The organism is Robertmurraya korlensis NBRC 107688 (assembly GCF_001591645.1).
Lineage (GTDB): Bacteria > Bacillota > Bacilli > Bacillales > Cytobacillaceae > Robertmurraya_A.
The window spans coordinates 23,179-37,862 of record NZ_BCVH01000022.1 but is presented as its reverse complement, the minus strand read 5'-3'; the positions used below and the strand labels follow the sequence as shown (position 1 = coordinate 37,862).

The window sequence follows — 14,684 nt, the reverse complement described above, 5'->3', positions numbered from 1 at the left end:
TTGGAATTAGACCTATAAATGGTTCTAAGCCTTTCATATAAGGGTAAAACCCGTAGATCAAAAGGGAGGTAGGCCCCTTGCTAGATGTCAATAATTTTGAGTTTATGAAGATTGGTCTTGCTTCACCAGATAAGATTCGTTCATGGTCTTTTGGAGAAGTAAAGAAGCCAGAAACAATTAACTACCGTACATTAAAACCAGAAAAAGATGGTTTATTCTGTGAGCGTATTTTCGGGCCGACAAAGGACTGGGAATGTCACTGCGGTAAGTATAAGCGTGTAAGATATAAGGGTGTAGTCTGCGACCGATGTGGAGTAGAAGTAACCCGTGCAAAAGTACGCCGTGAACGTATGGGCCATATTGAATTAGCTGCGCCAGTATCTCATATATGGTACTTCAAAGGGATCCCAAGTCGTATGGGTCTTGTGTTAGATATGTCTCCTCGTGCACTAGAAGAGGTTATCTATTTTGCTTCTTATGTAGTAACAGATGCTGGTGATACAGCATTAGAAAAGAAGCAACTTCTATCTGAAAAGGAATATCGTGCATACCGTGACAAATACGGTAATAAGTTCCAAGCATCAATGGGTGCTGAATCCATTAAAAAGCTTCTTTCTGACATCGATTTAAACAAAGATGTAGAAACGCTTAAAGAAGAGCTAAGAACGGCACAAGGGCAACGACGTACTAGAGCGATTAAGCGCCTTGAAGTCCTTGAAGCTTTCCGTAACTCAGGTAATGAACCATCTTGGATGATTCTTGATGTTCTACCTGTTATTCCTCCAGAACTACGTCCAATGGTTCAGTTAGATGGAGGTCGTTTTGCTACTTCAGACTTAAACGATCTATACCGTCGTGTAATCAACCGTAACAACCGTCTGAAACGTCTATTAGATTTAGGAGCACCAAGCATTATCGTACAAAACGAGAAGCGTATGCTTCAAGAAGCAGTAGATGCTCTTATTGATAATGGTCGTCGTGGTCGTCCGGTAACAGGACCAGGTAACCGTCCTTTAAAATCACTTTCACATATGCTGAAAGGGAAGCAAGGTCGTTTCCGTCAAAACCTACTAGGTAAGCGTGTTGACTATTCTGGTCGTTCGGTTATCGTTGTAGGACCTAACTTAAAGATGTACCAATGTGGATTGCCAAAAGAAATGGCACTAGAGCTATTTAAGCCATTCGTTATGAAGGAATTGGTTGAAAAAGGCCTAGCGCATAACATCAAATCTGCTAAGCGTAAAATTGAACGAGTTCAGCCGGAAGTTTGGGATGTACTTGAAGAGGTTATTAGAGAGCATCCAGTTCTACTTAACCGTGCACCGACTCTTCATAGACTTGGTATTCAAGCATTCGAACCAACATTAGTTGAAGGTCGTGCTATCCGTCTTCACCCGCTAGTATGTACGGCATATAATGCTGACTTTGACGGTGACCAAATGGCCGTTCACGTTCCGCTTTCTTCTGAGGCTCAAGCAGAAGCAAGATTATTAATGCTTGCTGCTCAAAACATTCTTAACCCTAAGGATGGAAAGCCGGTTGTTACTCCTTCACAGGATATGGTATTAGGTAACTACTACCTAACACTTGAACGTGCAGGTTCAGTCGGAGAAGGAATGGTGTTTAAGGATACAAGTGAAGCGATTCTAGCTTATCAAAATGGTTATGTACATTTGCATACACGTGTGGCAGTTCATGCCGGTTCATTGAATAACGAAACATTCACTGAAGAGCAAAATAGAAAGCTTTTATTAACGACTGTTGGAAAATTGATCTTTAATGAAATCTTGCCTAGCTCATTCCCTTACATCAACGAGCCTACAAAATCAAATCTTGAAGTAGAAACACCTGCAAGATTTTTTGTAGAGCCAGGGACGGATGTAAAGCAAGCAATCAGTGACATGGAAGTTGTTGATCCATTCAAGAAGAAGATTTTAGGAAATATCATTGCGGAAGTATTTAAGAAGTTTAAGATTACTGAAACTTCAAAGATGCTTGACCGAATGAAGGACCTAGGATTTAAACACTCCACAAAAGCTGGTATTACAGTTGGTGTGGCAGACATCGTTGTATTAGGTGAAAAACAAGAAATCATTGCTGAAGCACAAACAAAGGTTGATAACGTTCAAAAGCAGTTTAGACGTGGTTTAATCACAGAAGACGAGCGCTATGATCGTGTTATCTCCATCTGGAGTGCTGCGAAGGATGTTATCCAAGCGAAGCTAATGAAGTCCTTAGATAAAACGAACCCGATTTTCATGATGAGTGACTCCGGTGCCCGTGGTAACGCATCTAACTTTACGCAGCTTGCTGGTATGCGTGGACTAATGGCCAACCCGGCTGGTCGTATCATTGAATTACCAATCAAATCAAGTTTCCGTGAAGGCTTAACGGTATTAGAGTACTTTATCTCTACTCATGGTGCGCGTAAAGGTCTTGCCGATACAGCACTTAAAACAGCTGACTCAGGTTACTTAACTCGTCGTCTAGTTGACGTAGCACAGGATGTTATTGTACGTGATGATGACTGTGGTACAGATCGTGGATTGCATATTGCTGCACTTCGAGACGGTACAGAAATCATCGAGTCTCTTGAAGAACGTTTAATTGGACGTTATGCAAGAAAAGCTATTCGAAACCCTGAAACTAAAGAAGTAATGGTTCGTGAAAATGAATTAATTACAGAAGACCTAGCAACTGAAGTTGTTTCTGCTGGTGTTGAAGATGTATGGATTCGCTCTGCGTTTACATGTAATTCTCGCCACGGTGTATGTAAGAAATGTTATGGTCGTAACTTAGCAACTGGCCAAGAGGTTGAAGTGGGCGAAGCGGTTGGTATCATCGCTGCTCAATCAATCGGTGAACCAGGAACACAGTTAACGATGCGTACATTCCATACAGGTGGGGTTGCCGGAGATGATATCACACAAGGTCTACCTCGTATTCAAGAGATTTTCGAAGCGCGTAACCCGAAAGGTCAAGCGGTCATCTCTGAAATCGAAGGTGTTGTTGTGGGTATTAATGAAGGCCGTGACCGTCAGCATGAAATTATCGTTCAGGGTGAAGTAGAGTCAAGAACCTACACAGCTCCGTACACAGCACGTCTAAAAGTGGGTGTAAACGATAAGGTTGCACGTGGGGAAGAATTGACAGAAGGTTCTATCGATCCTAAGGAATTAATTAAGGTGAGAGACGTAACAGCTGTTCAAGAGTACTTGCTTCGTGAAGTTCAAAAAGTATACCGTATGCAAGGGGTAGAAATTGGTGATAAGCACGTTGAGGTAATGGTAAGACAAATGCTTCGTAAAGTTCGTGTCATTGACGCGGGTGAAACAGAAGTATTGCCTGGATCACTTCTTGATGTTCATCAGTTCAGAGATGCAAACGAAAAAGCGTTGCTATCTGGTAAGATGCCTGCAACAGGACGTCCTGTCTTGCTTGGTATTACAAAGGCTTCACTTGAAACAGATTCCTTCTTATCTGCTGCTTCGTTCCAAGAAACAACAAGAGTACTTACTGACGCAGCAATTAAAGGTAAGCGCGATGAGTTGCTTGGTCTGAAGGAAAACGTAATTATTGGGAAACTTGTTCCTGCTGGAACTGGTATGCAACGATATCGTAAAGCTGAACCAGTAGCCAATAATGAACAAGAAGAAGCATTAATTGTAGAATAATATTGATGCGGCACTCTTCTTTGAGTGCCGCACATTAAATGAAAAGCTTTAAAAAAATTGATTAGGTGTTGACAGCGAGTTTCATAGGTGTTAATATAGCAAAGGTGCTCCTATAAACCTGTTACTTTGGAGGATGTAATCATGTCTTATGAAAAAGTAATCCAGGCAAAGAGATTTATCGTAGGGACTAAGCAAACAGTAAAAGCAATAAAAAGCGGATCCATTTCTGAAGTGTTAATAGCTAAAGATGCTGAGCCTCGTGTGACAGCAAAAGTAATTAGCACTGCACAAGAAGTTGGTGTTCCGATCACATATGTAGATTCTATGAAAAAGCTTGGTAAAGCATGTGGAATTGAAGTGGGAGCTTCTACTGTAGCAATAACTTTTTAAAAACTGTTTTTATAGAAAGATATCTATAAAGACTTTGTTTTTTGTTTCAAAATGAACCACCTGGATGTGTGGGCTTTGAAATAGTAGATGAAGGGAGGAAAAAGAAATGCCTACAATTAATCAATTAGTGCGTAAGCCACGTTCTTCGAAAGAGGAAAAGTCTAAATCACCTGCACTAAACAAAGGTTATAACAGCTTCAAGAAATCACAAACGAACGTATCTTCACCTCAAAAGCGTGGGGTATGTACGCGTGTTGGTACAATGACTCCGAAGAAGCCGAACTCAGCATTACGTAAATATGCTCGTGTACGCTTAACTAACGGAATCGAAGTAACAGCATATATTCCTGGAATTGGTCACAACTTACAAGAGCACAGCGTAGTACTTATTCGCGGTGGACGTGTAAAGGACTTACCAGGGGTACGTTACCATATCGTTCGTGGTGCACTAGATACAGCTGGTGTAAACAACCGTATGCAAGGTCGTTCTAAATACGGAACTAAGAGACCAAAAGCAGCTAAGAAATAATTATTACTACACTACAAAAAAACTAAAATCACACTTCTGTGAAAGGAGGAACAAACATGCCTCGTAAAGGTCCTGTAGCAAAAAGAGACGTATTACCAGATCCATTATATAACTCTAAGCTAATCACTCGTTTGATCAACAAAATGATGATCGACGGTAAAAGAGGAAAGTCACAAGCAATTCTTTACTCTGCATTCGAAATTATTCGTGAGCGCAGTGGAAAAGAGCCAATCGAAGTATTCGATGCAGCTCTTAAAAACATCATGCCAGTTCTTGAAGTAAAAGCTCGCCGTGTAGGTGGTTCAAACTATCAAGTACCAGTAGAGGTGCGTCCAGATCGCCGTACAACTCTAGGTCTTCGTTGGTTAGTAAACTACTCTCGCCTTCGTGGAGAAAAGACGATGGAAGAGCGTTTAGCTAACGAAATCTTAGATGCAGCTAACAACACTGGTGCATCAGTTAAGAAGCGTGAAGACACTCACAAAATGGCTGAAGCAAACAAAGCATTTGCTCACTATCGTTGGTAGAATTCACTTTTACTTTTATCTCAAAATAAACTAAATCACTCATACGAGAAAGGAGAAATACCAATGGCAAGAGAGTTCTCCTTAGCAAATACAAGAAATATCGGTATCATGGCTCACATTGATGCTGGTAAAACAACAACAACTGAGCGTGTACTTTATTACACTGGTCGTATTCATAAGATTGGTGAAACACATGAAGGCGCATCTCAAATGGACTGGATGGAGCAGGAACAGGAGCGCGGAATTACAATTACTTCCGCTGCTACAACTGCTCAATGGAAAGGCCACCGAGTTAACATTATTGATACACCAGGACACGTAGACTTCACAGTAGAAGTTGAACGTTCCCTTCGTGTACTTGATGGTGCAGTTGCTGTACTTGATGCACAGTCTGGTGTTGAGCCTCAAACTGAAACAGTTTGGCGCCAAGCAACAACTTACGGTGTACCACGTGTTGTATTTGTAAACAAGATGGACAAAATTGGTGCTGATTTCAAGTACTCAATCAAGACAATTCATGATCGCTTACAAGCGAATGCCGCTGCAATTCAATTACCAATTGGAGCTGAAGATCAATTCTCAGCTATCATTGACCTAGTTGAAATGAACGCAACATTCTACGGTAACGATCTTGGAACTGACATTGAAGTTCGTGAAATCCCTGAAGAGTACCGTGCAGAAGCAGAAGAATACCGTGAAAAGTTAATTGAAGCGGTATCTGAGTTTGATGAAGACTTAATGGAAAAATACCTTGGTGGTGAAGAAATCACTACTGATGAGCTAAAAGCAGCGATTCGTAAAGGTACTGTTAACGTTGAATTCTACCCAGTAATCTGTGGTTCAGCCTTCAAAAACAAAGGTGTTCAGAAGATGCTTGACGCAGTAATAGCTTACCTTCCATCTCCATTAGATGTACCTGCAATCAAAGGTACACTTCCTGATAGTGATGAGGTAGTTGAACGTCATTCAAGTGATGAAGAGCCATTCTCAGCTCTAGCGTTCAAAGTTATGACTGACCCTTATGTTGGTAAATTAACATTCTTCCGTGTGTACTCTGGTACATTAAACTCGGGTTCTTACGTTCAAAACTCTACTAAAGGCAAGCGTGAGCGTGTAGGTCGTATCCTACAAATGCATGCTAACAGCCGTGAAGAGATTTCAATGGTTTACGCAGGTGATATCGCTGCTGCTGTAGGTCTAAAAGACACTACAACTGGTGATACACTATGTGATGAAAAGAACCTTGTAATCCTAGAGTCAATGGAATTCCCAGAGCCAGTTATTCAATTATCTATCGAGCCTAAGTCTAAAGCTGACCAAGATAAGATGACAACTGCTCTTCAAAAGCTTCAAGAAGAGGATCCTACATTCCGCGCGCATACTGACCAGGAAACTGGACAAGTTATCATCGCTGGTATGGGTGAGCTTCACTTAGATATTCTAGTAGACCGTATGCGTCGTGAATTCAAAGTTGAAGCTAATGTTGGTGCTCCTCAGGTTGCTTACCGTGAAACAATCCGTTCTTCTGCTAATGTAGAAGGAAAGTTTGCTCGCCAATCTGGTGGACGTGGACAATTCGGACACGTTTGGATTGAATTCTCTCCAAACGAAGAAGGAAAAGGATTTGAATTCGTAAACGGAATCGTTGGTGGTGTTGTTCCTCGTGAATACATCCCAGCTGTACAAGCAGGTCTTGAAGACTCACTTGACAGAGGTATGGTTGCTGGATTCCCTGTTGTAGATATTAAAGCTAGATTGTTTGATGGATCTTACCATGATGTTGACTCATCTGAAATGGCGTTTAAGATTGCTGCGTCTATGGCACTTAAAGCTGCTGCTTCTAAGTGTAACCCAGTTATCCTTGAGCCTATCATGAGAGTCGAAGTTATCATTCCTGAAGAATACTTAGGAGATATCATGGGTAACATTACGTCTCGTCGTGGTCGTGTAGAAGGTATGGAAGCACGCGGAAACGCTCAAGTTGTTCGTGCAATGGTTCCACTTTCTGAAATGTTTGGTTATGCTACAAGCCTTCGTTCAAGTACACAAGGGCGCGGAGTATTCTCAATGCATTTTGACCATTACGAAGAGGTTCCAAAGTCAATCTCTGAAGAGATTATCAAAAAAAATAAAGGCGAATAATTGATTTTCGCACTTTTTTAAAGTATAACTACTTATGTAAGCTTGGGCTTTGGTAGGTGTTGGCAAGTCTAACACCTCGAGTCCATAATTATACTTAGAATATTTCTATATATTAAAGGAGGATTTTTCAAATGGGAAAAGCTAAATTTGACCGTTCAAAGCCACACGTTAACATCGGTACAATTGGTCACGTTGACCATGGTAAAACTACTTTAACAGCTGCAATCACTTCTGTACTTGCAAAGGTTGGGGGAGCAGAAGCTCGTGCATATGATCAAATCGATGGTGCTCCAGAAGAAAGAGAGCGTGGAATCACAATCTCTACTGCGCACGTTGAGTACGAAACTGCTAGCCGTCACTACGCACACGTTGACTGCCCAGGTCACGCTGACTACGTTAAGAACATGATCACTGGTGCTGCACAAATGGACGGCGGAATCCTAGTTGTATCTGCAACTGACGGCCCAATGCCACAAACTCGTGAGCACATTCTTCTATCTCGTCAGGTAGGTGTACCTCACCTTGTAGTATTCATGAACAAGTGTGATATGGTAGACGACGAAGAGCTTCTTGAATTAGTAGAAATGGAAATCCGTGACCTACTTTCTGAGTATGAGTTCCCTGGAGATGACATTCCTGTAATTAAAGGTTCTGCTCTTAAAGCTTTAGAAGGTGAAGCTGAATGGGAAGAGAAAATCAACGAGCTTATGGCTGCAGTTGATGAGTACGTTCCAACACCAGCTCGTGACACTGAAAAGCCATTCATGATGCCAGTTGAGGATGTATTCTCAATCACTGGTCGTGGAACTGTTGCTACTGGACGTGTTGAGCGTGGAGTAGTTAAAGTTGGGGACGTTATTGAAATCGTTGGTTTCACTGAAGAGCCTAAGTCTACTACTGTAACAGGTGTAGAAATGTTCCGTAAGCTTCTTGACTATGCTGAAGCTGGAGACAACATCGGTGCACTACTTCGTGGTGTATCTCGTGAAGAAATCGAGCGTGGACAAGTTTTGGCTAAGCCAAAATCAATCACTCCACACACAAAGTTCAAAGCGGAAGTTTATGTTCTTTCTAAAGAAGAAGGTGGACGTCATACTCCATTCTTCACTAACTACCGTCCACAATTCTATTTCCGTACTTCTGACATTACAGGTATCTGTAATCTTCCAGAAGGCGTAGAAATGGTTATGCCTGGCGACAACATCGAAATGACTGTTGAGCTTATCGCTCCAGTTGCGATCGAAGAAGGTACTAAGTTCTCTATCCGTGAGGGTGGACGTACTGTTGGTGCTGGCGTTGTTGCGTCAATCCAAGAATAATTAAGTAATATCAAAAGCAGATGGATTTTTCCATCTGCTTTTTTCTGTCTAAAAGTAATAATTTAAAACAGGACTAGGGCTTTATACATAATATGGCAATTGGAGTAAATCTTTTCGAATAAAGTAATTGACAATTTACCATTCAATTGATAAATTTAATTAAACCTATCTGTTAAGTTGGAATTAAAAAATATATTAAAAATAAGCTAAAAATGTTAGGAGTGGTAGTTACATGGTTCAAACAAAGTTGACCTTTTCTGAATATGATCATTATTCGTTTCCTAGCTTTGATATAGATAATGAAACAAAAGGTGCCCTTGAAACCTTACGTTGGAGCTACGAACATTATGATGAGAATGAAATTGTATACGCATGTAGTTTTGGGATTGAAGGCATGGTCATGATTGACCTAATTACGAAGGTTAAGCCTGACGCAAAGGTAGTTTTCTTAGATACAGGACTTCATTTTAAAGAAACGTATGAATTAATCGATAAGGTGAAGGAACGTTATCCTCAATTACAAGTCGAATTGAAAAAACCGTCTTTAACGTTAGAGGAGCAAGCAGAGCAACATGGAGATGAACTTTGGAAAACAGCTCCCAACCGATGCTGTGAAATAAGAAAAATCATTCCGCTAAGAGAAGCCTTATCGGGTGCAACAGCATGGATAAGTGGACTAAGAAGAGAGCAATCAGAAACAAGAAAGAACACGGAATACTTTAATAAAGATAATAAATTTGAATCTATAAAAATATGTCCTCTTATTCATTGGTCTTGGAAGGATGTTTGGAGATACGCACATAAGAATGATCTTCCCTATAATGTTCTTCATGATAACGGGTATCCTAGTATCGGGTGTGCACCGTGTACCTCTCCAGCTTTTAACGCGGATGATATGAGATCTGGTCGATGGACAGGAACCGGAAAAACAGAATGCGGATTACACCAATAGGAGGGCCTCGCCCATGATCATAACATATATGGCTGTTATCGTTGCTCTATTCCTAGCAATGAACATTGGAGCAAGTGGAGCTGCTGCCTCTATATCTATCGCTTATGGCTCGGGAGCACTTCCTAAACAGAAAGTTGCCTTGCTAGTTTGTGGTGTGGCGATATTTTTAGGTGCTGTTCTCGGTGGTAGTGAAGTTGTAAAAACAATTGGTTCAAATATTGTGCCTTCATCCATACTAGATGAAAAAGTAGTTTTGATCATTCTATCTTCCGCAGCACTTTCCTTATTTATTGCCAACCTATTGGGCATCCCTTTGTCAACGAGCGAGATTACCGTTGGGTCTGTTGTGGGAGTGGGTGTCGCTTTTAAGGCGCTGTTTATAAAAAACATTTTAGTCATTGTTGCTTTCTGGTTTATTGTACCAATCGCTGCATTTACTATAGCACTCTTGTGTGGCAGAGGAATTAAAATACTTGAAAAGAAATTCCCTTCATTAAAGAATGGGAAGTATAATAAACCGATCACAATTTTTGTTATTATTGTAGGGTTTTTCGAAGCATTTTCTGCAGGAATGAACAATGTGGCTAATGCTGCTGGTCCACTAGTAGGTGCAGGGGTAGTGACTATTACAACTGGAGTAATAGTTGGTGGATTATTTATTTCGTTGGGAGCCATTTTCCTTGGGGGAAGAGTGCTTCAAACAAACGGGAAAAAAATAACTAGCTTTTCCTTAATTGAAGGTGGTGCTATCTCAAGTACAGGTGCCTTCTTGGTTATATTAGCTTCTGTATTTGGTTTACCCGTACCGTTAACGCAAGTAACTAGTACTGCAATCATTGGAATTGGTTTTGCTCAAAGAGGAAAGTTGATCTTTCAACAAAGTATTATCAACAAGATTATTAAAGTGTGGGTCGTATCTCCCATTCTTTCACTTGTCTTATCATATGGGCTTGTAAAGATCTTTGTTGATACAGATTTATATACTGTAGTTGTGTTATTTAGTGTGAGTATTGCCACTTTAGGTACATTATCCCTGGCTAATACGATAAAGAAAGAGAACAGAACATATTTTGAAAATAGCGGAGGTATTTAACTATGACACTTAGTACGCCACACGGAGGAAACCTTATTAATCTATGGGAGCCTGAATACAATTATAAAGATATTGAGCGCTCGATTGACCTAGATAAGACAGCAATTAGCGATCTAGAGTTGATTGGTAATGGTGCATACAGCCCAATTACAGGCTTCTTTAGTAAAAAAGATTATGAATCAGTTGTAAATAATCTACGCTTGGCTGATGGTCATGTATGGAGTATTCCGATTACTCTTCCGGTAGATGAAGCAACAGCAGGTACTTTAACAATCGGTTCAGAAGCAAAGCTTGTTTTTGAAGGTGAAGTATACGGGGTTATCACAATTCAAGATATCTACACTCCAGATAAGGAAGCTGAGGCAAAAGCTGTTTACCAAACTGATGAATTGGCGCACCCTGGTGTACGCAAGTTGTTTGAAAGAAAGAATATTTATGTTGGTGGACCAATTAAGGTAGTTAAGCGATTAGAAAGAGAAAGATTTGATGAATACTATTTAGACCCAGTTGAAACAAGAAAGATTTTTGCTGAAAAGGGCTGGAAGACTGTTGTAGGATTTCAAACGAGAAATCCAGTTCACCGTGCACATGAGTATATTCAAAAGTCAGCATTAGAAATTGTTGATGGCCTTTTCTTAAACCCATTAGTGGGAGAAACAAAATCTGATGATATTCCAGCAGATGTTAGAATGAAGAGCTATCAAGTGTTATTAAAGAACTACTATCCAGAAGATCGTGTATACCTTGCTGTATTCCCTGCAGCCATGCGATATGCAGGTCCTAGAGAAGCGATATTCCATGCAATGGTTCGAAAAAACTACGGTTGTACTCACTTTATTGTCGGAAGAGATCACGCAGGTGTAGGTAACTACTATGGAACTTACGACGCACAAAAGATTTTTGAACAATTCACACAAGAGGAATTAGGTCTTACACTATTATTCTTTGAACACAGTTTCTACTGTAAGAAGTGTGGAAACATGGCATCTACAAAGACTTGCCCACATTCAAAAGAAGATCACGTCATTCTTTCTGGAACAAAGGTAAGAGAAATGCTCCATAATGGGGAAATACCACCAAGTGAATTTAGCCGCAAGGAAGTTGTAGAAGTATTAATTGAAGGTTTAAAATCTCACAGTGTGAAGGCGTAAAGCGGAGGTTGACTATGAGTACAAATATTACATGGCATGAAGCTTCAGTAAATAAAGAGGGTAGAAGAAAACAATTTGGACATCATAGCTTTGTTCTATGGTTCACTGGCTTATCTGGCTCTGGTAAGTCTACAGTGGCAAATGCTGCTGCTAAGGCTCTTTTTGATCAAGGGTTAAATCCGTATGTATTGGATGGAGATAACATTCGACATGGGCTGAATAAGGACCTAGGTTTCTCTGAAGAAGACCGTACTGAGAACATTCGTAGAATTGGAGAAGTTTCTAAGCTATTTGTAGATAGTGGACAAATTGTAATAACTGCGTTTATTTCTCCGTTTATTAAAGATAGAGAACTTGTCCGTGAATTATTAGAATCCGATGAATTTATCGAGGTATACATTAAGTGTCCAGTCGACGAGTGTGAAAAACGTGATCCAAAGGGATTGTATGAAAAAGCGAGAAAAGGGATTATTCGTGATTTCACAGGAATTGACTCTCCTTATGAAGAGCCTGTAAAGCCAGAGATAGTAGTAGAGACAAATAAGTATACTGTAGAAGAAAGTGTTGAACAGATTCTAAAACACTTGAAATCTAAGGGTTATATAAAAGAATAACAATTATATATAGAAGAAAAAGAACAAGCTGATTCAATCGGATCTGGAGAAGACACCGATTGAGTCAGCTTTTTAAGTTGCATTTTCTAGAATATATAGTTTATAAGAGTGGAATTATTTCACACATAGATTATTCGCCCCTATGGTTGAAAAGAGCTATTGTAACAGCTATAATAGTAAAAGTGTGCGAAACATAAACAAAAAAACAAATTTATGTTGCAATTGATTTATTGTTTCAGTATAATAGACAATGTTGGTCTTTGACTGCGATGAAGTGAAAGGTTGCTGACACACCCGGCCGCTTTGCCATGGCGAGTGTGTGGGAAATTTTCACGGAGAATGTCTATTTTTAATATAGGCGAAAAGGAGGGAAAATAATGGCAAAACAAAAGATTCGTATTCGTTTAAAAGCTTATGATCACAGAATTCTTGATCAATCAGCAGAGAAGATTGTAGAAACTGCAAAGCGTTCTGGTGCGGCTGTATCTGGTCCGATTCCATTACCAACTGAAAAGTCAATCTACACAATCCTTCGTGCGGTTCATAAGTACAAAGATTCTCGTGAACAATTCGAGATGCGTACTCATAAGCGTCTAATCGACATCGTGAATCCAACTCCACAAACAGTTGATTCATTAATGCGTTTAGATTTACCATCTGGTGTAGATATCGAAATCAAACTTTAATGAAATAAAATAATAAATATTCAGGAGGTGTGACTTTAATGACCAAAGGAATCTTAGGAAGAAAAATCGGTATGACTCAAGTGTTTGCTGCAAACGGTGATCTTATCCCTGTAACTGTAGTAGAAGCAGCTCCAAACGTTGTTCTTCAAAAGAAAACGTCTGAAACTGATGGATATACTTCAGTACAATTAGGTTTTGAAGACAAGCGTGAAAAGCTTTCTAACAAACCTGAAAGAGGACACGTTGCAAAAGCTAACACTGCTCCTAAGCGCTTCGTTCGTGAATTACGCGACGTAAACGTTGATGAGTATGAAGTTGGTCAAGAAGTCAAAGTAACTATTTTCGCAGAAGGCGAAATCGTAGATGTAACAGGAATTTCAAAGGGTAAAGGTTTCCAAGGTGTTATCAAACGCCACGGACAATCTCGCGGACCAATGGCACACGGTTCACGTTATCACCGTCGCCCAGGTTCAATGGGTCCTGTAGCTCCAAACCGTGTATTCAAAGGTAAATTACTACCTGGACGTATGGGTGGAGAGCAAATCACTGTACAAAACCTTGAAATCGTAAGAGTAGATGCAGAACGCAACCTACTATTAATTAAAGGTAATGTACCAGGAGCTAGAAAAGCTCTAGTAAAAGTTAAAAGTGCGGTAAAAGCATAAATACTTAAGTCAGAAAGGAGGAAATAAGAATGCCGAAAGTAGCATTGTTAAACCAAACTGGATCACAAGTTGGCGAAATCGAACTTAACGATTCAATCTTTGGTATCGAGCCTAATAACCACGTTCTTTTTGAAGCGGTTATTATGCAAAGAGCTTCTTTACGTCAAGGAACTCACAAAACAAAAATTCGCTCTGAAGTAGCTGGCGGTGGACGTAAGCCATGGCGTCAAAAGGGTACTGGTCGTGCTCGTCAAGGTTCTATCCGTTCTCCACAATGGCGCGGAGGTGGTACTGTATTTGGTCCAGTTCCACGTAGCTATAGCTATAAATTACCTAAAAAGGTACGTCGCTTAGCGATTAAATCTGCATTATCTACAAAGGTTTTAGAAGAAAACATTCTAGTACTTGAAAACCTTGCTTTCGAAACTCCAAAAACTAAAGACTTTAAAGGTGTATTAGCAGGATTATCTGTTAATTCAAAAGCACTTATCGTAACTGCTGACCTTGATGAGAACGTAGCATTATCTGCACGTAACATCCCTGGTGTTACTGTTGTATCTGCTAACGGAATTAGCGTATTGGATGTTTTAAATCATGACAAGTTGATCATGACTAAAGCAGCGGTTGAAAAAGTAGAGGAGGTGCTTGCATAATGGATGCACGCGATATCATTAAGCGCCCCGTTATCACTGAACGTTCTACTGACCTAATGGCTGAAAAGAAATATACTTTTGAAGTTGATGTTAGAGCTAACAAAACTCAAGTTAAAGACGCTGTAGAAGAAATTTTCGGTGTCAAAGTTGATAAAGTTAACGTACAGAACTACAAAGGTAAATTCAAGCGTATGGGTAAATTCGGAGGCTACACGAACAAGCGTCGTAAAGCAATCGTTAAATTAACAGCTGATAGCAAAGAAATCGAATTATTCGAGGTTTAATTTAG

14 protein-coding genes are annotated in these 14,684 nt (G+C 40.1%); all 14 read left to right on the top strand.

Annotated elements, in window-relative coordinates; all coding sequences use genetic code 11:
• The first annotated feature begins 77 nt into the window (after positions 1-77).
• The 14 genes from rpoC (at position 78) to rplW (ending at position 14,679) form a co-directional block, all read left to right on the top strand.
• Positions 78-3,674 carry a DNA-directed RNA polymerase subunit beta' gene (rpoC, locus tag BKO01S_RS20005; protein ID WP_066058594.1) on the top strand — a complete coding sequence of 1,199 codons (3,597 nt, stop codon included), beginning with the start codon at positions 78-80 and terminating at the stop codon, positions 3,672-3,674.
• Positions 3,675-3,815: 141 nt separating this feature from the next.
• Positions 3,816-4,064, top strand: a complete 249-nt coding sequence (locus BKO01S_RS20000; RefSeq protein WP_066058592.1) for a 50S ribosomal protein L7ae-like protein — start codon at positions 3,816-3,818, stop codon at positions 4,062-4,064.
• A gap of 106 nt (positions 4,065-4,170) precedes the next feature.
• On the top strand, positions 4,171-4,593 hold the full coding sequence (gene rpsL / locus BKO01S_RS19995) for a 30S ribosomal protein S12 (RefSeq protein WP_066058589.1): 423 nt from the start codon (positions 4,171-4,173) through the stop codon (positions 4,591-4,593).
• Between the two features lie 56 nt (positions 4,594-4,649).
• The gene (rpsG, locus tag BKO01S_RS19990; RefSeq protein WP_066058586.1) at positions 4,650-5,120 is read left to right on the top strand and encodes a 30S ribosomal protein S7; all 471 of its coding nucleotides are present in this window, start codon (positions 4,650-4,652) and stop codon (positions 5,118-5,120) included.
• Positions 5,121-5,183: 63 nt separating this feature from the next.
• Entirely contained in the window at positions 5,184-7,262 is a 2,079-nt protein-coding gene (gene fusA / locus BKO01S_RS19985) for an elongation factor G (RefSeq protein ID WP_066058583.1), read from the top strand.
• Positions 7,263-7,393: 131 nt separating this feature from the next.
• Positions 7,394-8,581: an elongation factor Tu gene (gene tuf, locus BKO01S_RS19980; protein WP_066058580.1), complete on the top strand. Its 1,188-nt coding sequence runs from the start codon at positions 7,394-7,396 to the stop codon at positions 8,579-8,581.
• Positions 8,582-8,813: 232 nt separating this feature from the next.
• Positions 8,814-9,533 carry a phosphoadenylyl-sulfate reductase gene (locus BKO01S_RS19975; protein WP_066058577.1) on the top strand — a complete coding sequence of 240 codons (720 nt, stop codon included), beginning with the start codon at positions 8,814-8,816 and terminating at the stop codon, positions 9,531-9,533.
• A gap of 13 nt (positions 9,534-9,546) precedes the next feature.
• Complete coding sequence (gene cysP, locus BKO01S_RS19970) at positions 9,547-10,626, top strand: sulfate permease (RefSeq protein WP_269748559.1); 1,080 nt, start codon at positions 9,547-9,549, stop codon at positions 10,624-10,626.
• 2 nt (positions 10,627-10,628) lie between these two features.
• The gene (gene sat, locus BKO01S_RS19965; protein WP_066058576.1) at positions 10,629-11,777 is read left to right on the top strand and encodes a sulfate adenylyltransferase; all 1,149 of its coding nucleotides are present in this window, start codon (positions 10,629-10,631) and stop codon (positions 11,775-11,777) included.
• A 14-nt stretch (positions 11,778-11,791) separates the two neighbouring features.
• On the top strand, positions 11,792-12,391 hold the full coding sequence (gene cysC, locus BKO01S_RS19960; protein WP_066058570.1) for an adenylyl-sulfate kinase: 600 nt from the start codon (positions 11,792-11,794) through the stop codon (positions 12,389-12,391).
• Between the two features lie 377 nt (positions 12,392-12,768).
• Positions 12,769-13,077, top strand: a complete 309-nt coding sequence (rpsJ, locus tag BKO01S_RS19955; RefSeq protein ID WP_009336571.1) for a 30S ribosomal protein S10 — start codon at positions 12,769-12,771, stop codon at positions 13,075-13,077.
• 38 nt (positions 13,078-13,115) lie between these two features.
• The gene (gene rplC / locus BKO01S_RS19950; protein WP_066058566.1) at positions 13,116-13,742 is read left to right on the top strand and encodes a 50S ribosomal protein L3; all 627 of its coding nucleotides are present in this window, start codon (positions 13,116-13,118) and stop codon (positions 13,740-13,742) included.
• A 29-nt stretch (positions 13,743-13,771) separates the two neighbouring features.
• Positions 13,772-14,395, top strand: a complete 624-nt coding sequence (gene rplD / locus BKO01S_RS19945) for a 50S ribosomal protein L4 (protein ID WP_066058564.1) — start codon at positions 13,772-13,774, stop codon at positions 14,393-14,395.
• Entirely contained in the window at positions 14,395-14,679 is a 285-nt protein-coding gene (gene rplW / locus BKO01S_RS19940) for a 50S ribosomal protein L23 (RefSeq protein ID WP_066058561.1), read from the top strand. Before rplD ends, rplW begins: the two co-directional genes overlap by 1 nt.
• The last annotated feature ends 5 nt before the right edge of the window (positions 14,680-14,684 follow it).

Coding starts and splice junctions, on each gene's coding strand:
- rplD (WP_066058564.1), top strand. CDS start 13,772: ATGCCGAAAGTAGCATTGTTAAACCAAACTGGATCACAAGTTGGCGAA.
- tuf (WP_066058580.1), top strand. CDS start 7,394: ATGGGAAAAGCTAAATTTGACCGTTCAAAGCCACACGTTAACATCGGT.
- BKO01S_RS19975 (WP_066058577.1), top strand. CDS start 8,814: ATGGTTCAAACAAAGTTGACCTTTTCTGAATATGATCATTATTCGTTT.
- rplC (WP_066058566.1), top strand. CDS start 13,116: ATGACCAAAGGAATCTTAGGAAGAAAAATCGGTATGACTCAAGTGTTT.
- fusA (WP_066058583.1), top strand. CDS start 5,184: ATGGCAAGAGAGTTCTCCTTAGCAAATACAAGAAATATCGGTATCATG.
- rpsL (WP_066058589.1), top strand. CDS start 4,171: ATGCCTACAATTAATCAATTAGTGCGTAAGCCACGTTCTTCGAAAGAG.
- sat (WP_066058576.1), top strand. CDS start 10,629: ATGACACTTAGTACGCCACACGGAGGAAACCTTATTAATCTATGGGAG.
- rpsG (WP_066058586.1), top strand. CDS start 4,650: ATGCCTCGTAAAGGTCCTGTAGCAAAAAGAGACGTATTACCAGATCCA.
- cysC (WP_066058570.1), top strand. CDS start 11,792: ATGAGTACAAATATTACATGGCATGAAGCTTCAGTAAATAAAGAGGGT.
- rplW (WP_066058561.1), top strand. CDS start 14,395: ATGGATGCACGCGATATCATTAAGCGCCCCGTTATCACTGAACGTTCT.
- BKO01S_RS20000 (WP_066058592.1), top strand. CDS start 3,816: ATGTCTTATGAAAAAGTAATCCAGGCAAAGAGATTTATCGTAGGGACT.
- cysP (WP_269748559.1), top strand. CDS start 9,547: ATGATCATAACATATATGGCTGTTATCGTTGCTCTATTCCTAGCAATG.
- rpsJ (WP_009336571.1), top strand. CDS start 12,769: ATGGCAAAACAAAAGATTCGTATTCGTTTAAAAGCTTATGATCACAGA.